The organism is Micromonospora sp. NPDC051924, from assembly GCF_055586005.1.
Genome location: NZ_JBVJJA010000038.1, coordinates 43,567 through 63,301, shown reverse-complemented (window position 1 = coordinate 63,301; position 19,735 = coordinate 43,567). Strand labels below are relative to the sequence as shown.

General features: G+C 70.0%; 19 protein-coding genes. 7 read left to right on the top strand and 12 right to left on the bottom strand.

What is annotated here, in order from left to right:
* Window position 1: 1 nt before the first annotated feature.
* Window positions 2-1,051 carry an aldo/keto reductase gene (locus tag ACZ6S5_RS26170; protein WP_466004569.1) on the bottom strand — a complete coding sequence of 350 codons (1,050 nt, stop codon included), beginning with the start codon at window positions 1,049-1,051 and terminating at the stop codon, window positions 2-4.
* A gap of 114 nt (window positions 1,052-1,165) precedes the next feature.
* Between ACZ6S5_RS26170 and ACZ6S5_RS26165 the strand changes: the two genes are divergently transcribed.
* Window positions 1,166-1,642, top strand: coding sequence for a MerR family transcriptional regulator (locus ACZ6S5_RS26165; RefSeq protein ID WP_466004567.1), 477 nt, complete (start codon window positions 1,166-1,168; stop codon window positions 1,640-1,642).
* Between the two features lie 135 nt (window positions 1,643-1,777).
* A complete protein-coding gene (locus ACZ6S5_RS26160; RefSeq protein WP_466004566.1) occupies window positions 1,778-1,981 on the top strand; it encodes a hypothetical protein in 204 nt (67 codons plus the stop codon).
* Between the two features lie 201 nt (window positions 1,982-2,182).
* Here the strand turns inward: ACZ6S5_RS26160 and ACZ6S5_RS26155 are convergent, their stop codons facing one another.
* The 6 genes from ACZ6S5_RS26155 to ACZ6S5_RS26130 all read right to left on the bottom strand — a co-directional run bounded on the left by ACZ6S5_RS26155 (window position 2,183) and on the right by ACZ6S5_RS26130 (window position 9,089).
* Window positions 2,183-3,100, bottom strand: coding sequence for a patatin-like phospholipase family protein (locus tag ACZ6S5_RS26155; protein ID WP_466004564.1), 918 nt, complete (start codon window positions 3,098-3,100; stop codon window positions 2,183-2,185).
* A gap of 188 nt (window positions 3,101-3,288) precedes the next feature.
* Window positions 3,289-4,779 carry a bifunctional 3-(3-hydroxy-phenyl)propionate/3-hydroxycinnamic acid hydroxylase MhpA gene (mhpA, locus tag ACZ6S5_RS26150; protein ID WP_466004563.1) on the bottom strand — a complete coding sequence of 497 codons (1,491 nt, stop codon included), beginning with the start codon at window positions 4,777-4,779 and terminating at the stop codon, window positions 3,289-3,291.
* Window positions 4,780-4,793: 14 nt separating this feature from the next.
* Window positions 4,794-5,147, bottom strand: coding sequence for a DoxX family protein (locus ACZ6S5_RS26145; protein ID WP_466004561.1), 354 nt, complete (start codon window positions 5,145-5,147; stop codon window positions 4,794-4,796).
* A complete protein-coding gene (locus ACZ6S5_RS26140) occupies window positions 5,144-7,024 on the bottom strand; it encodes an acyl-CoA synthetase (RefSeq protein WP_466004560.1) in 1,881 nt (626 codons plus the stop codon). Before ACZ6S5_RS26140 ends, ACZ6S5_RS26145 begins: the two co-directional genes overlap by 4 nt.
* Window positions 7,021-7,959 (bottom strand): fumarylacetoacetate hydrolase family protein, encoded by a 939-nt coding sequence (locus ACZ6S5_RS26135; RefSeq protein ID WP_466004559.1) that lies wholly within the window; start codon window positions 7,957-7,959, stop codon window positions 7,021-7,023. Before ACZ6S5_RS26135 ends, ACZ6S5_RS26140 begins: the two co-directional genes overlap by 4 nt.
* Entirely contained in the window at window positions 7,956-9,089 is a 1,134-nt protein-coding gene (locus tag ACZ6S5_RS26130) for a VOC family protein (protein WP_466004557.1), read from the bottom strand. Before ACZ6S5_RS26130 ends, ACZ6S5_RS26135 begins: the two co-directional genes overlap by 4 nt.
* Window positions 9,090-9,231: 142 nt before the next feature.
* Between ACZ6S5_RS26130 and ACZ6S5_RS26125 the strand changes: the two genes are divergently transcribed.
* Complete coding sequence (locus tag ACZ6S5_RS26125) at window positions 9,232-9,897, top strand: TetR/AcrR family transcriptional regulator (RefSeq protein ID WP_466004556.1); 666 nt, start codon at window positions 9,232-9,234, stop codon at window positions 9,895-9,897.
* Here the strand turns inward: ACZ6S5_RS26125 and ACZ6S5_RS26120 are convergent.
* The 5 genes from ACZ6S5_RS26120 to ACZ6S5_RS26100 all read right to left on the bottom strand — a co-directional run bounded on the left by ACZ6S5_RS26120 (window position 9,887) and on the right by ACZ6S5_RS26100 (window position 16,192).
* Window positions 9,887-11,017 (bottom strand): FUSC family protein, encoded by a 1,131-nt coding sequence (locus tag ACZ6S5_RS26120; RefSeq protein ID WP_466004554.1) that lies wholly within the window; start codon window positions 11,015-11,017, stop codon window positions 9,887-9,889. The genes ACZ6S5_RS26125 and ACZ6S5_RS26120 overlap by 11 nt on opposite strands.
* 145 nt (window positions 11,018-11,162) lie before the next feature.
* Window positions 11,163-12,713: a long-chain-fatty-acid--CoA ligase gene (locus ACZ6S5_RS26115; RefSeq protein ID WP_466004552.1), complete on the bottom strand. Its 1,551-nt coding sequence runs from the start codon at window positions 12,711-12,713 to the stop codon at window positions 11,163-11,165.
* Window positions 12,714-12,735: 22 nt separating this feature from the next.
* Complete coding sequence (gene mhpA / locus ACZ6S5_RS26110) at window positions 12,736-14,352, bottom strand: bifunctional 3-(3-hydroxy-phenyl)propionate/3-hydroxycinnamic acid hydroxylase MhpA (RefSeq protein ID WP_466004550.1); 1,617 nt, start codon at window positions 14,350-14,352, stop codon at window positions 12,736-12,738.
* Window positions 14,349-15,335 carry a VOC family protein gene (locus tag ACZ6S5_RS26105; protein WP_466004549.1) on the bottom strand — a complete coding sequence of 329 codons (987 nt, stop codon included), beginning with the start codon at window positions 15,333-15,335 and terminating at the stop codon, window positions 14,349-14,351. Before ACZ6S5_RS26105 ends, mhpA (ACZ6S5_RS26110) begins: the two co-directional genes overlap by 4 nt.
* The gene (locus ACZ6S5_RS26100) at window positions 15,332-16,192 is read right to left on the bottom strand and encodes an alpha/beta fold hydrolase (protein WP_466004547.1); all 861 of its coding nucleotides are present in this window, start codon (window positions 16,190-16,192) and stop codon (window positions 15,332-15,334) included. The genes ACZ6S5_RS26105 and ACZ6S5_RS26100 overlap by 4 nt, the downstream gene beginning before the upstream one ends.
* 118 nt (window positions 16,193-16,310) lie before the next feature.
* On the opposite strand from ACZ6S5_RS26100, the gene ACZ6S5_RS26095 reads away from it, so the two are divergent.
* From ACZ6S5_RS26095 to dmpG, 4 genes are read left to right on the top strand one after another with little or no spacing between them, the layout of a single operon-like run.
* Window positions 16,311-16,955: a TetR/AcrR family transcriptional regulator gene (locus ACZ6S5_RS26095; protein ID WP_466004546.1), complete on the top strand. Its 645-nt coding sequence runs from the start codon at window positions 16,311-16,313 to the stop codon at window positions 16,953-16,955.
* Window positions 16,952-17,767, top strand: a complete 816-nt coding sequence (locus ACZ6S5_RS26090; RefSeq protein WP_466004544.1) for a 2-keto-4-pentenoate hydratase — start codon at window positions 16,952-16,954, stop codon at window positions 17,765-17,767. The genes ACZ6S5_RS26095 and ACZ6S5_RS26090 overlap by 4 nt, the downstream gene beginning before the upstream one ends.
* Window positions 17,767-18,705, top strand: a complete 939-nt coding sequence (locus ACZ6S5_RS26085; RefSeq protein ID WP_466004542.1) for an acetaldehyde dehydrogenase (acetylating) — start codon at window positions 17,767-17,769, stop codon at window positions 18,703-18,705. The genes ACZ6S5_RS26090 and ACZ6S5_RS26085 overlap by 1 nt, the downstream gene beginning before the upstream one ends.
* On the top strand, window positions 18,702-19,724 hold the full coding sequence (gene dmpG / locus ACZ6S5_RS26080) for a 4-hydroxy-2-oxovalerate aldolase (RefSeq protein ID WP_466004540.1): 1,023 nt from the start codon (window positions 18,702-18,704) through the stop codon (window positions 19,722-19,724). The genes ACZ6S5_RS26085 and dmpG overlap by 4 nt, the downstream gene beginning before the upstream one ends.
* Window positions 19,725-19,735 lie beyond the last annotated feature (11 nt).

Here is a 19,735-nt window from a genome sequence, read left to right as displayed (position 1 = left end):
CTCACGCGGCCGCGCGGTCGGCGAGTGGGCGGCGACGTAGCGCGGTGTCGGTCAGCGAGCGCGGGGGCAGGGGAGCGTTGGGGTTGTACAGGTTGGTGCCGGGCGGCACGATTTCGTCGATCCGGTCGAGGGTCGCATCGTCCAGGGTGAGCGCGGCGCCCTTGAGGAGGTCCTCCAGCTGCGGCATGGTCCGTGGTCCGATGATCGCCGAGGTGACGGCGGGGTGGGCCACGGTGAACGCTATGGCGAGCTGGGGGAGGGTGCAGCCGATGCTTTCCGCGAGTTCGACGAGCTGTTCGACGGCGTCGAGCTTGGCGGCGTTTTCCGCATTCGCGGGATCGAATAGCGCCGGCCGGATCGAGGCACGGCCAGCTGACAGGTCGATGGGCTGGTTCTTGCGGTATTTGCCGGTGAGGAACCCGAACGCGAGTGGGCTCCAGATCAGTACCCCCATCCTGTAGCGCTGGCAGACGGGCAGGAGCGAGGCCTCGATTCCGCGGGCCAGGATCGAGTACGGCGGCTGCTCGGTGCGGAAGCGTCCGAGTCCGCGCCGCTCGGAGACGTGATGCGCCTCGACGATCTCCTCGGCCGGGAACGTCGAGCAGCCGAAGGAGCGGATCTTTCCCTCGCGCACGAGGTCGCTGAGTACCGAGAGCGTCTCCTCGATGTCGGTCGAGGGGTCGGGGCGGTGGACCTGGTAGAGGTCGATCCAGTCGGTGTTCAGGCGCCTGAGGCTGTCCTCGACCGCCGTGAGGATCCAACGCCGTGAGTTGCCACTGCGGTTGCGGCCCTCGCCCATTTGGAAGTGCACCTTGGTGGCGAGTACGACGTCGTCACGGCGCCCCCGCAGCGCCTTTCCCACGATTTCCTCGGACTCACCCTGTCCGTACATGTCGGCGGTGTCGACGAAGTTGATCCCCTGGTCGAGGGCGGCGTGGATGATACGGACGCAATCGTCGTGGTCGGAGTTGCAGCCATCCTGGAACATCATGGTCCCGAGGCAGTAGGTACTGACCTCGATGCCGGTTCCGCCGAGGGTGCGATAGCGCATGGTGATGCTTCCCTTACTGGTTCAGCCGTGATTACACAGAGCGACAGAGGCGTCGATCACGGAGGACTCTAGGATCTAGAGTCGGCTCTAGGTCAAGCCGCTATCCTGAACGGTATGGCTGAAGTCACCACAAATCTGAGCATCGGGCAGATCGCCGAACGTACCGGCTTGAGCGTCCACGCGCTGCGCTTCTATGAGCACGAGGGCCTCTTCGTCAACCCCGTGCGGCGCGGACCTGGCGGGCGTCGTGTCTACAGCCAGGACGACGTGGACTGGCTCACCGTTTGCATCATCCTCCGCGCCTCCGGCATGCCCCTGCCCGCGCTGCGCCGATACGCCGACCTCGTCAGGCAGGGAGCCGGAAACGAGGAAGAAAGACTCACGCTCCTACGCGAGCACCAAGCGCACGTCACCACCCAGATCAGCAAGCTGACCGAGTGCCTGGACCTGATCAGATTCAAGGTCGGGGTGTATGAGGACCTGCTCGACCCGGACAGCGCCGGCGACCACCAATGTCACGCCCCGATCCCTTCGGCGCCGGCGCAGCCGACCGAGATCCGCATCGGCTCCGCGCGAGCGTCGAGCTCGTGAACCGGCGCCGTCCGGGCCGACGCCACCGGTGCCGACGTCATCATGCTGATGCGCGCCCAACTACGTCACCAACTACGTGCCGGACGCCTCGCCCGACCTCTGGCAGCGATACCTTGCCGTCATCTTCGACGGCCCATGTTCGCGCATCTCGCGCCACTGTGGGAGACCCTGCTCATCGCCGGCGCGGTCTCGCTGTCGGCGGCGATCGGGATCCACTGCGCAGTCGGTTATGTCGATGCGTGGCACCTCGCGCCACCGATGGTCGCGGTGGTGTCGCTGGTGACCGGACTGGTGTTGACCTTCCCGGCGGCCTACCGGCCGCTCCGTGGGGCCGCATGATCGGCTCGGCCTCTTGGTCAGGGTGTCAGCCATAGAAACGAAGACTCGCTTGCGGAGTAGGTCCACGAGGCCGTGTGGGCCGGCGGGTGGTGCCAACACGAGACCGTGGTGAGTGACGAACTGCGTGAGGACGGGTCCAGGTCACCGCTGGACGCGCCGGCGGGACGGCTCGGCCTCACGACCCTCCATCATCTGACGCTCTCAGCTCGCGAAGCCGCTCGACGCCAGGGCTTCGACTGCTGCCCGCCGACCTACCTCGATCATCTCGATTGCGCGATGGAACTCGTGGCCGCGGCAGGCGTCCGTCGGGATTTCGATCAGCAGATCCGGTGGTTGGCCCGCGAGCCGATACCGGGTGAGGAGGTCCTCCACGGCCTCGATGGACAGGCTGACAATGTCGGGTGCGCGCAGGCCGGCGGGCAGAGGTTCTGCTTCGCGGCTGCCGGTGATGATGGTCTTTACGGCCGCACCGACCCGGTTGGGGACTGGGACGTCGCTCTGCACGTGATTCGACCGCGCACGAGTCGGGTGCGGGTCGGCCGACTCCCGAACCGGTGCCGCGGGGTGGGAGGTGGCGCGGGTGCCGTTGAGGGATACGGCGACGACCGCGTCGGCCGGTATGGCGGCCGTTGGCGCCATCGGCAGCGGGTCCATCAGGCCGCCGTCGGCGAGGAGCCGGCCGTTGATCATGACTGGGGTGATCACGAGTGGCAGCGCGATGGACGCACGCACCGCGATGTCCAGCGGGCCATCTTGGAACCACACCGCGCGGCGGGCCAGCAGGTCGGTCGCGACCGCCGTGAAGGGCATGGGTAGCTGTTCGATGCGCACACCGTCGAGGAGTTCGCCGACTCGGGTCATCACCTTGTCTGCCCGGAATGCGCCTGGCGCGCGTACTGCGGGGTCGAGCAGGCGGAGCACCTCGCGGTAGCCGATAGTCCGTACCCAGTCGACGTAAACGTCGAGCTTGCCCGCCGCGTAGAGGCCACCGACGAGGGCGCCTATGGACGAACCGGCGACGCCGGCGATGTCGAACCCACGCTCTTCGAGTATCTGGATCACCCCGATGTGCGCGTAGCCACGCGCCCCGCCTCCGCCGAGTGCCAGTGCGATCCGCATGTCACCTCCGCCCACCGCTCCGACCGGGCCGAGGCCCACCCGGCTTCGATGCCGAGAAGCTCGAGCGCGGAGGTCGGCCTGGCTTTCCCGGGGCGAGCTTAACGACTCTCCTACCGGTACTGGTGCTCGATCACCAAACTGCGACCGGGGACCTTCGCCCAGCAACCGCAGAGCGCCCGAGCCCGTGGTCATCCGCCAACCGGCCGCACAGTATCGATCGTGTGGGGGAGTAGCCGGCGGCTGGCACTGAGAACGGCGCCGTCAGGGCGGACGACGGCCGCGCGGACACCCCCTGTCCTCAACCATGTGTGCAGCTCGCTACCCGGTCGGGCAGTGACGAGAACGGCTCCCCGACGTTCGATGTTGGCTCGTTCGGTGGCGGACGGCACGTGGGATGTGACGATCGAGAATCGGCCTGCGGCGACGTCGTCGAAACGGCGGTCGCCGTCGATTATCGCGTTCGGGCACAGTCGGCCGGCGAGGCTACGGCGCAGCCGTGGCCGCACCACGAGGTCGGAGCGGCGCAGCGGGGGTGTCTGGCTGTCCGTGGCCACGTCCGTGAGGCCGGGCACGAGGTGCAGCCGCGGCGCCACGGCGCGGCGAATGATGCTGCCCAGCTCACCGCCGGCCGTCATCGCGGTGCCGATCAGACTCGCCAGCTTGATCATGGCGCGCGCGTGGTGCTTGCGTTCGATCTCGTACGTGTCGAGCACGGTCTCGGGCAGGGTCCCGCCGAGCACGCCGGCGAGCTTCCAGGCGAGGTTCATCGCGTCGCGCAGCCCGGCACACATGCCCTGGCCGATGAACGGTGGGGTGAGGTGGGCGGCGTCGCCGAGCAGGAACACCCGCCGGTCGCGCCACCGGCCGGCGACCTGCGCGCGGAAGGTGTACTCGGCCGCGCGGACGATCTCCAGCTCCGCGACGGGAATGTTCCTGGTCCAGGGTGCGATCAGCGGATGCAGCCGGCTCATGTCGCGGAAGTCGTCGGCGGTTTCACCCGGTACCAGCTGGAACTCCCACCGGTAGCGGGTCTTACCGACCCGCATGTACGTGCCGGCGCGGGCCGGGTCGCAGAGCTGGTGCACCCCGTCCCACTGGCCGAGCTCGGCCTCGGTGACCACGTCGATGACGAGCCAGCGTTGCGTGAATCCCAGGTCCTGCATGGCCGCGCCGATGGAGGATCTGGTGAGACTGTTGGCGCCGTCGCACCCGAGGACGTACGCCGCGCGGAGGGAGTCGTGCTCGCCCGTGGCCATGTCGGTGAAGCCGACCCGCACCCCGCCGGCATCCTGGATCACCGCCGTGACCTCGGTGCTGCCGCGAAGGGTGGCGGTGCCGTACCGGGCGAGATTCCGGCGGAGGATCGCCTCGAGTTGCGGTTGGTCGAACAGGCTTCCCTGGGGGTAGCCGTGCCGACCCTGCTCGACATCGCGCTGGAACTCGGCCAGCACGCGCATGTTCCGATCTAGGAGCCGCAGGCCCCGGTGCGGCCTGGAGATGGCAGCGAACTCGTCCCGGAGCCCGAGGCGGGCCAGGATGCGGTGGACCTCGTCGTCGAGGGCGACGGCCCGGGGCTGGGGATAGATCGACTCCCAGCGCTCGAGGATCAGGCACTCCACGCCGTACTGGGCGAGCAGCGTCGCGGCGGTGAGCCCGGTGGGGCCCGCGCCGACGATCACGACCGGAACCTCTGTCATCGCGTCAGCAACTGAAGAATGAGGTAGGCGGCGACGAGGAGCCCGCAGACGAGGGCCGGTGCGTACTTGCGCGGGCCGTCTCCCTTGCGCAGGTGCACCGCGAGGGCCCCGCCGAGCAGGAGCAGCAGCCCGGCGCCGGCGAGGACGCCGATCAGCGGCTGGAACAGGCCGATGAGCAGTCCGACCGCCGCGGCGACCTCGAGCAGGCCGATGCGCCGATAGGCCGCGACGGAGAAACCGGCCTCCGCGGCCAGCTCCCGCATCGGTTGCACGGCCCGGATCTTGGATGTGCCCAGGGCGGAGAAGATCAGCGCGAGCAGCACCGCGAGGATGGAAGCAGCGAGGGTCATGACATAACCACCAATCGCCATCCGATGGCATAACGGCCCAGAATCGCCTTGACGGCATCCTCGGCGGAGGGAGAAATCTTGACGGTGGCCACGATGGAGCCGCCCTCGATCGTGGCCTCGATGTCGTGCACGCCGGCGACCTCGTCGAGTGCCGCGCGGAGTTCCCTGCGGGCGGCGTCCGCCCGGAGCGCGAGTTTGTAGAGCTTGCCGACGGCGGTGACGGGCAGTTCGTCGAGGACCGTGACGGTCTTGGGCACGGCGGCGCGGTCGGGCACTCGCTCGCGCGCCCAGGCGCCCAGTTCCTCCGCCGCGACCGTGGCGCCGGGAGCGAGGGTGACGTAGGCGACGGGTACCTCGCCGGCGTGCACGTCGGGGCGTCCGACCGCGCTGGCGGCGGTGACCTGCGGGTGGGTCAGTAGCGCGTCCTCGATGGTGGAGGGGTCGATGTTGTGTCCGCCGCGGATGATGAGGTCCTTGGCCCGGCCGGCGAGGTAGACGAAGCCGTCTTCGTCGACCCGTGCGAGGTCGCCGGTGTCCAGCCAGCCGTCGACCAATTTGCCCAGACCGTCCAGGACCGGGCCGTTCTCGTCGCGGTCGGTGACGTAGCCGGGGAACACCGTCGGTCCGCTGATGGCCAGCAGGCCCGTCTGGCCGGCGGGCAGGTCCGCCCAGGTTCCGTCCGCGGCGACCACGCGCAGCCTCTGGTAGGGCAGGCGCTGCCCGACCGAGCCCGGCCGCGACACGTCCGGGAAACTGCGCGCGCTCGCACAGGTCCCCTCGGTGAGCCCGTAGCCCTCGACCAGGGTTGCTCCGGTGTGGGCCTGGAAGCTGTCTCGGACCGCGGCGGGCAGCGGCGCCGCCCCCACCATGGCAAACCGCAGGCTGCTGATGTCGGCGTCGACCGGAACTTGGGCCAGCGTGGCGTACACCGTGGGTACTGCGCTCATGGCGGCGATCCGGTAGTGCTCGACGATCTTCCAGAACGCGCCGAACAATGCGGGATCCCGGTAGCCCAACGGACCGGCCCACACCACCGCCTGCCCCTTGAACAGGGGCGCGAGCAGGGTGACCACGAGGGCGTTCACGTGGAACAGCGGAAGGGCCGCGAAGACCACGGTCTCCTGGTCGAACAGGGAGCTGGCGGCCAGCATCCACGCGTCGGCGACCTCGTTGGCGTGCGTGTGCCCGGCCAGTTTCGGGGCGCCGGTGGTGCCGCCGGTGTGGAACATCGCGGCCAGATCGGCGGACCGAGGCAGGTCACCGGTGAAGGCGGATGGACTCCTGGCCGTGGCGAATTCGCCGAGGTAGCCGATGCGCACGCCGTCGATGGCAGGCAGCGGCTCCGGGGTGCCCGCCGCGCCGGTGGGCCGGAGCACGAGGACCGCGTCGAGCAGGCCGTCGCGGGCCAGCGACTGCGCGGTGTCCCACGTGCCCGGCGCGAGGTCGGGCCCGGCTGTGATCAGCACGCGGGCGCCGGAGCGCCGGAGGAGTTCGGCGACGTGTTGCCGGGACAGGCCGCCGCCCACGGGTGCCGCGATCCCGGCGAGCTGCGCGGCCAGCGTCGCGGTGATCAGCTCGGCGCAGTTGGGCGCCATCAGCGCGACCGCATCATCCCGCCGCACACCGAGGTCGTGGAGCAGGTTCGCGTACCGGTGGACGTCGGCCAGGAGCTCGGCGAAGGTACGGCGCAGCGGTTCACGCCAGCGGGTGGCGTCCGGCAGGACACTGATCGCCGTACGGTCCGGCCAGCGCGTAGCCGCTCGCGCGAGCAGCGCGTACGTCGACTCGGGCAGGCCCCGCGCCTCCAGCGGAACGGCCTCGATCGCGGCCAGGTCGGCGGGCGTGGCGTAGTCCGGCCACAGCAGGGGCCCGGTCATCCGGCGTACCTCACGACCGTGCGCTGCCGGCCCAGGTCGATCGCGCCGTCGTCGGTGGCGATGGTGGCCTCGACGACGTCGCCGTCCTGGAGGTACCGGGGGTTCCGAGCCTGGCCCTTGAAGAACATCTTCCACTTCACCGCGGGCGGCAGCAGCGAGACGAGGAACATGACCGGCTTCGGTGGCGCGCTCAGGGCCGTCCCGACGGGCGTGCCGGTCAGCAGCAGGTCGCCGGGGTCGACCCGCTGGAAGCGGGTCAGCGCCTGCAGCGCCTGGGCCGGGCGGTAGATCATGTCGGCGACGGTCATGTCCTGCCGGAGCTCGCCGTTGACCCACAGCTTCAGCCGCAGGTCGATGAACCGCTTGAGTTCGTCGGCGTCGAGCAGCACCAGCGCGGGGCCGACCGGGGTGAAGGTCGGGTAGGACTTGGCCTCGTAGAACTGGGTCTTGGGCAGCTGGACGTCACGTGCCGAGATGTCGTTGGTGACCACCAGGCCCGCGACGTACTCGGCGAGGTTGTCGTCGGTGACGGTCGTGCCGACCGGCATCTCGCGGCCGAAGACCAGGCCGATCTCCACCTCGTAGTCGAGCAGACGCACGTGGGCGGGGCGGACCACGTCGGCGAACGGCCCACTGATCGAGCCCGAGGTCTTGCGGAAGAAGGTCAAGGGGACGGTTGCGGGATCTCCGCCGCTGTCCTTGACGTGCGAGGCGAAGTTCGTCATCTGGGCGACGACGCGGCAGGGCGCCGTCACCGGGGAGACCAGCGCAAGGTCGTCCACCGGAACGGTGTCACTGCTCGCCGCGGCCGCGAGGATCGCCGGCCGGTCGGCCAGCAGCTCGCTGGTGGTGGTGGCGCTGGTGTGCACCTTGGCGGCGCCGGTGGGGGTGAGCACCCACCAGGCGTCGGCGGTGCGCAGGACGGAGGTGCTCATGAGGTGAACGCTTTCATCAGGCCGCGCAGGCGGTGGAGGTCGAATTCGTTGTCCTCGCGCAGCGCGCCGATGACCGCGCGCAGCTCGCGAAGTGTTTCCCGGCCGGGTTTCATGCCGAGGAAGTCCTTGGTGGCGGGCGGACCCCACTGGGCGAGCCCGGAGGCGGCCATCGGTGCCCAGCCCGGCTCGAGCGTGCAGTCGAACAGGTCGCCGTCGGTGAAGTGCTCGACCAGGAAGTCGTCCGGGTCGCGCCAATAGTCGAAGATCTGGCTGCCCTGGATGTGCCGGCCGATCCCCCAGGACCGCTGGTAGCCCCGGTCGAGCAGGTGCTCCCCGCCGGCGGCCAGCGAGTCGAGGTCGGGGACCTGGTAGGCGGAGTGCACGTACCGGTTGGCCGGGCCGAGGGTCATCGCGAGGGTGTGGTGGTCGGTGGGTGTGCTGCCGCGGTCGCAGCGGATGAAGCTCATCACCGGGCCGCGCTCGCGCTGTCCCTGGTGGTAGAGGAAGTCGCTGACGATCAGGCCGAGGTGCTCGAGATACCAGTTGAGCGTCTCTAGGTATCTGGTCGTCTGCAGCACGACGTGACCGAGGCGCTGCACCTTGGCCGGCTCCCGCGGTGGCCGCTGGGTGGCGTTCGCCCGCGCCACGTCGTGCCCGATGTTGAAGGTCAGTGGGTGCTGCGTGGGGAGCGCGGGGAATTCGTGCGTGTCCGCGACCACGCGGACGCGCGCCCCGCTCGGGTCGACCAGATCCACCGTCACCCCGCCCAGGCTCTCCGGCAGGCTGGCCATGGTCGTCCCGGTCGCGTCCGCCAGCCGCAGCACATCGTTCGGCTCGGCGGCCTTGAAGGCGAGGCCGACGAACCGGGACCGAGGGCCGCGGCGGATGAGCACGCAGGGGGAGGCGGGGTCCGTGCCCCGCAGGTGCAGCTCGTCGTGGGTACGCAGCGACGTCGTGAAGCCAAAGGCGTGGCCGAACGACTCGGCCCGCTCAAGATCGGGCTTCTGGAACTCCAGCCAGGCCAGGTCGTGCACCTTGACGATCGGGTTGCGCGCCCTCCCCGGGTGCTCGCCCGGCAGAGCACCCTGCTCGCTGTGCAGACCGGTGTGCGGGTCGTGCCGCTCGGTCATGTCCCGCTCCTTCCAAGCTGTTGACGAAATCGTCACTTACGAGGGTAACGTCAGTCAAGGGCAGATGACGATTCCGTCATATCTGAGGGTCACCGGGGTTAAGGTGGGCGCAGACCGACCTGGGAGAGGTGAGCAAGCAGGCATGGCCCAACAGACCAGGCACGCCCCGAACCGCCTGGAACGGCGCAAAGCACGTACTCGTTGCGCACTTGTGCGCGCGGCCCAGGCATTCATCGCCGCCGGCAAGCTGAACGTCCCGATCCTCGAGCTCACCCAGGCGGCGGACGTGGGGATGGGATCGTTCTACAACCACTTCGACAGCAGAGAGCAGCTCTTCCAGGCCGCGGTTGAGGACGCCTTCGAGCGCTATGGCGCCCTGCTCGACGAGCTGACCGTGGGCCTGGACGACCCGGCCCACGTCTTCGCGCAGAGCTTCCGGCTGACCGGACGCCTCCACCGCCGCAGTCCCGAGCTGAGCAAGGTCCTGCTCAACAACGGCCTTGCCCTGGCCGGTTCAGACAAGGGACTCGCACCGCGAGCCCGGCGCGACATCGAAGACGGCGTTCGCGCCGGCCGGTTCAGCGTGCGCGACCCCGAGCTGGCGATGGTGATCGTGGCCGGCGCCGCGCTGTGCCTCGGGCAACTGCTGCACGACCATCCCGAGCGGGACGACGCCGAAGCGACCGACCGGGTCACCGAGGACCTGCTCCGGATGCTGGGCCTGCCGGGGGACCAGTCCCACGAGATCGGCCAGCGGCCCCTACCGGGCCTCGACGGCCTCCGCTCAGGGGCAGCCCCTACAGGTTGACCGCCTCGCGCACCATACGGTTGGCGGTGTCCGGTTCGTACCCGGTCGCCCTGAGCAGGTCGCTCGACACTGTGCGGAGCTGAATCACCATGGCGTTCCCGTACGACTTGGGGCCCTTGCGGCACGCCCGGCCGACGAGCCCCGCGATATCCAGTACCCCGTCGCGGGTCTGCTCGAACGGGCCAGCCCTCCGTGCCTCCCGCAGCAGCACGAGGACCGTCTCGGCGAGCCTTTCCACGGCGGCGATGAGTTCCTCCGGCACCGGCTCGTCGTACTGCAGGGACGTCGAGGCCCAGCGGGCCATCGCCCGACTCTCGAAGGCCACCCGATCCATGTTCTGAATGCCGTGCTGGTAACGCTCCACATCGCGTCGGCGCCGCCAACGCGCCGGCGCGATGGTCACCACTTCCTCGGCGCCACCCAGTGCCTCGTGCATCCGGTCGAGATCGGCGTCCATGCCGCGAAGCTGATCCAGCGCCCGCACCGCGCGATCCGGGTCCCGCTGTCTCAGCGCGTGTGCGACCTCCCGCAGCTGCGTACTGAGGGTCTCGACCAGCGGCGCGGCAGCGCGGTCGAGAACGCGTACCGGGTTGATCGGCACCAGCAACGCGACCACCACCAGCCCGACGACGGCACCCGACCCCGCTTCGATGAGCCGCCCCCATTCGAGGCCCTGCTGGACCGGAGACAGCGTGGAGAGAAGCACGGCGGTACTGCCGGCCTGAGCGACCAGCGCGCCGCTGCGCCCAGTCATCAGCAGAGCCACGGCAATGGAAATCGCCACCACCAGACCGATCTGCCAGCCCCCGAACCCGACGAAACGCAGTAGAACATCGCTGGTGAGCAGTCCCAGCCCGACGCCCAGCATCAGTTCGGCGGTACGGCGGGCGCGCTGCCCGAGAGCGGCGACGATCGTGCCGACGGCCGCGCTGGGCGCGAAGACCGGCGCGGGACGACCCGCCACCTCGTGCGCGAGCCCCCACGACAGGGTGGCGGCGAGCCCGCATTGCGCCGCAATGACCAGGATGATCTCAACCTGACGTAGCCGCAGCTTGCCGGCCCTACCACCGCGCCGTGCCAGGTTCTTGGCCTGGTCGGATACCTCCTCAGGGCGGGGCACGGGGCTCCGGTCAGCGGCCATGGGCGCGGGTACCCGACCGGGTCCCGGCAAACCCTCCAGGCCCGAATGCGCTCGCTCCCTGCCTGGTGGCAAGGCCCGCCCGCGGCCCGCCTCGGTGGCTGCTGGCGCCGCCTGCGCAACTGTGTCACGCCTCGTCGCGAAGCTTGCGCTTCAAGATCTTGCCCGTGGAGGTCATGGGCAGCTCGTGCCGGAACTCGACGAGGCGGGGGTACTTGTAGCTCGCCATCCGCTCCTTGCACCAATCCACCAACTCGCCCTCGGTCAGCCGTGATCCCGGGTTGCGGATCACGAAGGCCTTCACCTCTTCGCCGTGCGACTCGTGTGGCACGCCGACCACGGCAACCAGGCTGACGTCCGGGTGAGTCATCATGGTCTCCTCGATTTCCCGGGGGTACACGTTGAAGCCACCGCGGACGATCATGTCCTTGGCCCGGTCGACGATGAAGTAGTAGCCGTCCTCGTCCCGGCGGGCGACGTCACCCGTGCGGAACCACCCGTCCTGGAGCACCTCCGCGGTGGCGTCGGGGCGGCCGCGGTAGCCCTTCATGACGTTGTGACCCCGGATCGCGATCTCACCCGGCTCTCCCTCCGGGACCTCGTTCCAGTCGGCATCGACGAGCATCATCTGTACACCCCAGACCGGCTGCCCGATCGAACCGGGCTTAGCCTCCCGGCCGGGGTGGTTGAACGAGGCGACGGGGCTGGTCTCGGAGAGGCCGTAGCCCTCCCGGATCCGGACGCCGTACACCTTTTCCACCTGCTCGAGGATCTCCACCGGCAGGGCGGCACCACCGGAGATCGCCATCCGCAGGTTCGCCGCGATCGCCGGAGCGTTGCCGTTCTCCCGGGCGACGGAGAGCAGGCCCCAATACATCGTCGGCACGCCGGCGAAGAAGGTGACCCGCTCCCGATCCATCAGCGCCAGTGCCGCTGTCGCGTCGAACCGGGGCAGGAGAACCAGCGTGGCGCCACCGTAGAGGCCCGCGTTCATCTGCACCGTCTGCCCGAACGAGTGGAAGAGCGGCAGCGTCACCAGATGGACGTCCTGGTCGGCGGCGCCAAAGAGGCGCCAGCACGTGATGGCGTTCATGACCATGTTGGCGTGGCTGAGTTCGGCGCCCTTTGGCTGTCCGGTGGTTCCGCTGGTGTAGAGGATCACCGCGGTGTCCGTGGCCTCGGTGACCACGGTCTGGAACTGAGGGGCCTTGCCGGCGAGTGCGATTCCCAACGTGGTTACGCCCTCGATCGGGCTCGGCGCGTGAGGGTCCGCGGCGATGAGGAAGAAGTGGTCGCACCCGTCGGCCCTGCCGAAGCCCTGCCAGCCCTCGGCACCCAGGGGCAGTTCGGGGGTGCCCTCGAAGCAGAAGTACGCCTTGGCACCTGAGTCCTGCAGGTGATAGGCGATCTCGCCGGCCTTGAGGAGCACGTTCAGCGGTACGACGACGGCACCCGCCTTGAGGATCCCGTAATAGACGATGGGGAAGTACGGGAGGTTCGGGCACGACAGCGCGACGCGGTCACCGGGCCGAATGCCGCTGTCGACGAGCAGGTTCGCGACCTGGTTCGCCGCACCGTTGAGTTCGGCGTACGACAGGCGGGTGTCACCGAGGACGACGGCCTCCCGGCTCGGCAGCCGGTCGGCGGTGCCTTCGAGCATGAGCGCGAGGTTGAGCATGGTGGCTCTCCTTGGGGTCCGGTCAGGTCAGGACGTCGTCGTCGCGGCGGGCGGGGGCGCCTGTTCGCCGACCGGCATCGGGGGGCGCATTGACGAACGGCGGGCGGGGCAGGTCGGCGTCACCGGCGGCAGCGGCGTAGACGACGACGTCGGGGCGCAGTGCCATCACGGCGGCACGGTGCTGGCGCATCCAGGGGATGAGCACGTCCTCGTCGTCCGTGATCGTGCCGGGCGCGGGGGTCGAGCCGGCCGGCAGTACCTGCAGGCATGCAACTCCGCCGGCTGCCCAGGCTGGCCACTGCCTGGCCGGGCCGGTGTGCAGCAGCGCCCACCGACCGGCGAGCACGTCGTCGAGACGGGCCCGGTCACCGCCTTCTGTGCGGACCCAGGGCTGCGGGAGCTGCTTGCCCACCGCTGCGTTGCCAACGCCGCGGTCCAACAGGCCCTTCCGGTAGACGGTGTCCGGGAACCACTTCGCCTCCTGCATGTAGGCGCGGATGGCGGGGACCCGCATGACGACGCGGAACGCGATGTTGCGCAAAGCCGTGAGGCCGGGGCGCCGCTCGGTGATGACGCGTCCGAAGCGGACCGCCTGCGCGGTCATGTCCCGCACGTGTGGCTTGCGCTCGACCTCGTAGCTGTCCAGCATGTCGGCGGGTAGGTCACCCCGCAGCACCGCGGCCAGCTTCCAGCACAGGTTGCCCGCGTCGCGTACACCGGAGGACATGCCCTCGCCGATCCACGGCGGCATCGCGTGTGCGGCGTCGCCGGCGAGGAAGATCCGGCCGATGCGCCACTGGGCGGCGAAGCGGACGTGGTGGCTGTAGATGACCGCGCGTTGGATCTCGACCTCGTCGGGCGTCCGGCCGTAGCGGCGCAGCAGCCGCCAGATGTAGTCGTGGCTGAGCAGATCCTGCTCGTCCTCGCCGGGCAGGACGGGGAACTCCCAGCGGTGGTGGCCCAGCGGGGTCGGGCAGTCCACGGCGGGCCGGGCGGGGTCGCAGTGGAAGCGGAGGCGGTCGACGGTGTCCCAGCCCCGCTTGACCTTGGTGTCGATGACGACCCACCGGTCGTGGTAGGTGCGGCCGTCGAATCCGACGCCCAGCCGGGTCCGGATCGGGCTGGAGCCGCCGTCGGCGGCGATCAGGTACGCCCCCCGCAAGGTACGCACCGTGTCGTCGGCCAGGTCACGTGCGGTGACGGTGACGCCGTCGCCGTCGCCGTCCTGCTCCACGAGTTCACAGTCGTGGCCGAGCAGGACCTCGACGTTCGGGTAGCGGCGTACGCCGTCGCGGAGGACCTGCTCCATGGCCGGCTGATAGATGAACAGCTGCGGCGGGTGCCCGTTGCCCCGAGGGGCCGGTGCGAGGCTTAGGAACGACCGGCCGCGGGCGTCGACGAAGTCGATCGGCCGGCCGGCGAGCATGTCCTCCTTGAGCCGTTCCGCGAGGCCGATCGCCTGCCAGATCCGGAGTACCTCCTCGTCGGTGGAGATCGCCCGGGCACGGGGGTAGATCGCTGCGTCGCGCTCGACCACGGCGACCCGTACGCCCGTGCCGCCGAGCAGGTTGGCGGCGGTGACGCCGACCGGGCCGTATCCGACGATGATGACGTCGTAGTCGTGCTGTTGGGTGTTCATGCGGTGGCTCCGCTCAGTGCCGGGACGGTGATCTCCGCGCGGCGCAGCGAGGCCGCGCCGTGGCGGAACTGGTTGAGCTTGTCGATGACGGTCTGGCCCTCGGGGGTGTGCCCCCAGATGCTGATCCCCTGGTGGGTGGTGGGTTCCCAGGTGGCCTCGTCGACGACGATCGGATTCCAGCCGACCTCCCACTCGAATCCGGACGGCGTCCGGACGTAGTAGGAGAGCTCCTTGTCGTTGGTGTGCTGCCCGATGCCCAGGGCCATGGTGAAGCCGAGCTGCTTGAGGCGCTGGTAGGAGGTGGTCACGTCGTCCAACATGGCGACCTGGGTGTTGAGGTGCTGAATCGCGGTGCGGATCGGATCGACGCGCAGGCCCTCGGTGTTGGCCACGGCGACGGAGTGGTGGCGGCCGTTGACCCGCAGGAAGCGGATCCGGAAGCGCACCCTGCTGATCGTCTCGACGATGAAGTCGCTGAGCCGCGCGTCGAGCAGGTTGTCGTAGTAGCGGTGGATGGCGTCCGGGCGCCGTGAGGTGATGGCGATGTGCCCCATGCCGGCGTCGCCGGTGACGAAGCCGCTGGCCTGCATGTGCAGCCGGGCGGTGGTGGTGACCGGAGTGGTGTACAACTCCTGGACCAGGCCCTTCGGGCCGGGGAAGCGCACCAGCCGTTGCACGCCGCGCAGCGCGGCTTCCTCGTCGTGGCCCTGTTGGACGGTGACGCCGCGGGCGGTGATGCGGGCGACGATGTCGTCGAATGCCTCGTGGTCGTCGACGTGCCAGCCGACCGTGGTGACGTCCTCGGCGGGGCCCCGCTGCAGCAGCAGGCGGCACTCGTGGTCGTCCAGCCGGAAGCGCATGTGGTCGTGGTCGAGTTCGTCGACGTGCAGGCCGACGCCGTCGGCGCCGAAGCGGCGCCAGTCACCGAACCGGGTGGTCTCGATACACAGGTAACCCAGGTGGACCTTGCCGAAGACGCTCATTTGGACTCCTCGGAGAGGAACGCGGCGGTGAGGGAGTTGAAGAGGTGCGGGCGTTCCCACTGCACCCAGTGGCCGGTCCTGGCGACCAGGTACAGGTCGCAGTGGGACATCCGCTTGGCGAGGAGCCGGCCGCCGGACGGCCGGTTGACCTTGTCGTCAGCGCCCCACAGCACCAGCGTGGGCGTGGCGGCCCGGGAGAGCCGCTTGTCCCGCAGCAGATCCATCCGCGACAGGGTGCGCAGCCCGGCGGGGCGCCGCAGCGGCGGGTTGGCGACCACCTCCGGGTCGATGCTCGCCTGGTACCGCTCCTCGATCGTGTCCGCGGGGACGGCGGTGCCGTCGTAGACCAGGTAGTCGCGGATGAACCGTTCGAGCTTCGCCCGGGTGGGGCCTTCGCCGCCGTAGTAGGCGAGCAGTTGCTTCAAGCCGGGCGTCGGCGGTCGTCGGGTCGTGCCGATCCCGCCCGGGCCCATGAGGATCAGGCGCCGGACCCGGTCGGGCCGGTCCAGCGTGAGCCGCAGCGCGGCGGCCCCGCCGTAGGAATTCCCGACCAGGTGGGCACGATCGATGCCGAGCGCGTCGAGCAGGCCGCGAACGGCGGCGGCGAGGTCACCGAAGGGATCGGACTGGTCGATCTCCTTGCTGGACCGGCCGTAGCCGGGCAGGTCCGGCACGATCACGCGGAACCGCTGGGCCAAGGCGTCGACGTTGCGGGCGTAGTTCGACATTCCGGAGGCTCCCGGCCCGCCGCCGTGCAGCAGCACCACCGCTTGGCCGGCTCCCCGCTCGGTGACCGCGACATCCCGCGCACCGACCCGCACCAAGCGCTGATCGGCGGTGATTTCCTCGACGCTCACGTGACCTCCCGCAGCCCGACCCTGTTAATGTAATGAGCGTTACAGTTGTAGTGGCCGCTACGGTAAGCTTCACTGCTGACATCGTCAAGACATCAGCCGGAAACCTGGGAAGGGTGCGATGACGGAATCTCGCAGCGAACGCAAACGCCGGGCCAACGGCGAGGAGTCCCGCCGCCGCATCCTCGACGCCGCCGCCGAGGTTGCCGGCGTGCGTGGCTACGACGGCACCAGCATCGCCCTGGTCAGCGAAAAGTGCGGCCTGCCCGCCAGCTCGATCTACTGGCACTTCAAGAACAAGGACGACCTCATCGCCGCCGTCATCGAGCGCAGCTTCGACATCTGGGCCGACGCGCTCACCCTCCCCGGCGACGACAGCGACCCCGCGCTGGAACGCGTCACGGCGCTGGCGGGTCAGGTCGCCAAGACCCTGCTGGACTCGCCCGACTTCCTCCGCCTCGGGCTCATGCTCACCCTCGAGCGCCGTCCCGAGGAGCCCAGCGCCCGCCGCATGTTCCTGCAGGTCCGTGACGTCGCCCGCGCGCGGCTCGCCACCGTACTCGCCACGCTCGCCCCGGACGCCGACCGCGACGCGATCGACCTGGTCGCCACGTACGCCATCGCCGGCGCCGACGGGCTCTTCATCGCCAAGGAGATCGGCGGCGACAGCGTGGACCTCAGGCCGCTGTTCGACCTGCACGCCCGCGCCCTCTACGACGCCCTCACCCGCCTGACCGGCGGCAGCCCGGCCACGGAGACCCCATGACCGACGGCACCACCGATCCCGTCGCCGCCGCCTACCGCCGGTTGCGTACCGCCGCGCAGACCCGCACGCCGTGCCCGCCGGTCCGTGACCTCATCGGCCCGGACGACGAGACCCTGGCCTACGCCGTCCAGCGCCGGCTGACCGAGGCCCGGATCCGGGACGGCGGGCGGGCGGTCGGGCGCAAGGTCGGGCTCACCTCGGCGGCCGTGCAGCGTCAACTCGGCGTCGACCGGCCCGACTTCGGCATGCTCTTCGACGACATGGCCTGCGCGCAGTCCGCGCCGATCCGTCTCGACCGGCTGCTGCAACCCCGCGTCGAAGCCGAGGTCGCCTTCGTCCTCGCCGACGACGTCACCGACCCGGGCGTCACCGCCGTCTCCGTGCGTTGGCGGGTCGCCTACGCGGTGGCCGCGCTGGAGATCGTGGACAGCCGCATCGCCGGCTGGGACATCAGGTTCGCCGACACCGTCGCCGACAACGGCTCCAGCGGACTGTTCGTCCTCGGCGCCAACCGGCTTCCCCTCGATGCCGTCGAACCAGCGGCGGTGCAGATGACCATGTACGTGAACGACGTCCCCGCCTCGACCGGCTCCGGCGCGGCGTGCCTCGGCGACCCGCTGGAGGCCCTCGCCTGGCTCGCGCGCACCGCCCTGGCCCACGGCGACCCGCTCCGCGCCGGCGAGGTCGTGCTCTCCGGCGCACTCGGGCCGATGGTCCCGGTCACCCACGCCATGCACGTCCGCGCCGACCTCACCGGCCTCGGCAGCGTCGAGGCCACCTTCGCCACCCCCGTCACGAAAGGCGGCAGCTGATGTCGCGTACGAAGGTCGCGGTCATCGGTTCCGGCAACATCGGCACCGACCTGATGATCAAAGTTTTGCGACTATCGGACACGCTGGAGATGGCCGCCATGGTCGGCATCGACCCGGCCTCCGACGGCCTCGCCCGGGCCCGCCGCCTCCGCGTGCCCACCACCGCCGACGGCGTCGCCGGCCTGATCGCGATGCCCGACTTCGCCGACATCGCCGTGATCTTCGATGCCACCTCGGCGGGCGCGCACCACGCCAACGCCGCCGCCCTCGCCCCGTACGGCAAGACGCTCGTTGATCTGACCCCGGCGGCGATCGGGCCGTACGTCGTGCCCGCCGTCAACCTCGACGCGCACCTCGGCGCGCGCAACCTCAACATGGTCACCTGCGGGGGACAGGCCACGATCCCCGTCGTCGCGGCGGTGGCCCGGGTGACGCCCGTGCCGTACGCCGAGATCGTCGCCTCCATCGCCTCCCGGTCCGCCGGCCCCGGCACCCGCGCCAACATCGACGAGTTCACCGAGACCACGGCCGCCGCCATCGAACAGGTCGGCGGCGCCCGCCGCGGCAAGGCCATCATCATCCTCAACCCCGCCGAGCCACCGATGATCATGCGGGACACCGTGCAGTGCCTCATCGGCCCCGCGGACCATGACGCCGTCCGGGCGAGCATCGAGCAGATGATCACAGAGGTCGCCGCATACGTCCCCGGCTACCGGCTCAAGCAGCCCGTGCAGTTCACCCCCCTGGCACCGGACGAACCGGTCCACACCCTGCTGCCCGACGACACGACCCCGGTCACCACCAAGGTGAGCGTCCTGCTCGAGGTCGAAGGCGCTGCCCACTACCTCCCCGCCTATGCCGGCAACCTCGACATCATGACCTCCGCGGCACTCCGGGTCGCCGAGCGCCTCGCCGCAGCCCAGGGAGCGATCCGATGACCACCACCACAATCGCCCGCCGCCTGTTCATCCAGGACGTCACCCTGCGCGACGGCATGCACGCCACCCGGCACCGCATCACTCCGGCCGACGTCACCCGGATCGTCACCGCCCTCGACGCCGCCGGCGTCGACGGCATCGAGGTCGCCCACGGCGACGGGCTCGCCGGCGGCAGCCTCACCTACGGACCCGGCAGCCACACCGACCGGCAGTGGATCGAAGCCGCCGCGGCCGCCGTCACCCGCGCCCGCCTCACCACCCTGCTGCTGCCCGGCATCGGCACCATCCACGACCTCAAACAGGCCCACGCCCTCGGCGTACGGTCGGTCCGCGTGGCCACCCACTGCACCGAGGCGGACATCGCCGCCCAGCACATCGCCACCGCCCGCGAACTGGGCATGGACGTCTCCGGCTTCCTCATGATGAGCCACCTCGCCGAGCCCAATAAGCTCGCCGCCCAGGCCAAGCTGATGGAGTCCTACGGCGCCCACTGCGTCTACGTCACCGACTCCGGGGGGCGGCTCACCCTCGATGGCGTCCGCGACCGGGTTCGCGCCTACCGGGACGTCCTCGACCCCGCCACCGAGATCGGCATCCACGCCCACGAGAACCTGTCCCTCTCCGTCGCCAACAGCCTCGTCGCCGTCGAGGCGGGCGCCACCCGCGTCGACGCATCACTCGCCGGACACGGCGCTGGCGCCGGCAACTGTCCGACCGAACCGTTCATCGCCGTGGCCACCGTGCAGGGCTGGCAGCACGGCTGCGACCTGTTCGCCCTCCAGGACGCAGCCGACGACCTCGTCCGTCCGCTGCAGGACCGACCTGTCCGCGTCGACCGCGAAACCCTCACCCTCGGCTACGCCGGCGTCTACTCCAGCTTCCTGCGTCACGCCGAAGCCGCCGCACGGCAGTACGGCCTCGACGCCCGGGACATCCTGCTCGAGGTCGGCCGGCGCAAGCTCGTCGGCGGGCAGGAGGACATGATCCTGGACATCGCCCTCGATCTCAGCCGAAGCTGATCTTCCGAGGA

Excerpts from the sequence above, each read along its gene's own strand:
- ACZ6S5_RS26105 (WP_466004549.1), bottom strand. The coding sequence starts at position 15,335 with ATGAGCGTCTTCGGCAAGGTCCACCTGGGTTACCTGTGTATCGAGACC.
- mhpA (WP_466004550.1), bottom strand. The coding sequence starts at position 14,352 with ATGAACACCCAACAGCACGACTACGACGTCATCATCGTCGGATACGGC.
- ACZ6S5_RS26085 (WP_466004542.1), top strand. The coding sequence starts at position 17,767 with ATGTCGCGTACGAAGGTCGCGGTCATCGGTTCCGGCAACATCGGCACC.
- ACZ6S5_RS26135 (WP_466004559.1), bottom strand. The coding sequence starts at position 7,959 with ATGAGCACCTCCGTCCTGCGCACCGCCGACGCCTGGTGGGTGCTCACC.
- ACZ6S5_RS26165 (WP_466004567.1), top strand. The coding sequence starts at position 1,166 with ATGGCTGAAGTCACCACAAATCTGAGCATCGGGCAGATCGCCGAACGT.
- ACZ6S5_RS26125 (WP_466004556.1), top strand. The coding sequence starts at position 9,232 with ATGGCCCAACAGACCAGGCACGCCCCGAACCGCCTGGAACGGCGCAAA.
- ACZ6S5_RS26090 (WP_466004544.1), top strand. The coding sequence starts at position 16,952 with ATGACCGACGGCACCACCGATCCCGTCGCCGCCGCCTACCGCCGGTTG.
- ACZ6S5_RS26170 (WP_466004569.1), bottom strand. The coding sequence starts at position 1,051 with ATGCGCTATCGCACCCTCGGCGGAACCGGCATCGAGGTCAGTACCTAC.
- ACZ6S5_RS26140 (WP_466004560.1), bottom strand. The coding sequence starts at position 7,024 with ATGACCGGGCCCCTGCTGTGGCCGGACTACGCCACGCCCGCCGACCTG.
- ACZ6S5_RS26160 (WP_466004566.1), top strand. The coding sequence starts at position 1,778 with ATGTTCGCGCATCTCGCGCCACTGTGGGAGACCCTGCTCATCGCCGGC.
- ACZ6S5_RS26145 (WP_466004561.1), bottom strand. The coding sequence starts at position 5,147 with ATGACCCTCGCTGCTTCCATCCTCGCGGTGCTGCTCGCGCTGATCTTC.
- ACZ6S5_RS26155 (WP_466004564.1), bottom strand. The coding sequence starts at position 3,100 with ATGCGGATCGCACTGGCACTCGGCGGAGGCGGGGCGCGTGGCTACGCG.
- ACZ6S5_RS26115 (WP_466004552.1), bottom strand. The coding sequence starts at position 12,713 with ATGCTCAACCTCGCGCTCATGCTCGAAGGCACCGCCGACCGGCTGCCG.
- ACZ6S5_RS26130 (WP_466004557.1), bottom strand. The coding sequence starts at position 9,089 with ATGACCGAGCGGCACGACCCGCACACCGGTCTGCACAGCGAGCAGGGT.
- dmpG (WP_466004540.1), top strand. The coding sequence starts at position 18,702 with ATGACCACCACCACAATCGCCCGCCGCCTGTTCATCCAGGACGTCACC.
- ACZ6S5_RS26095 (WP_466004546.1), top strand. The coding sequence starts at position 16,311 with ATGACGGAATCTCGCAGCGAACGCAAACGCCGGGCCAACGGCGAGGAG.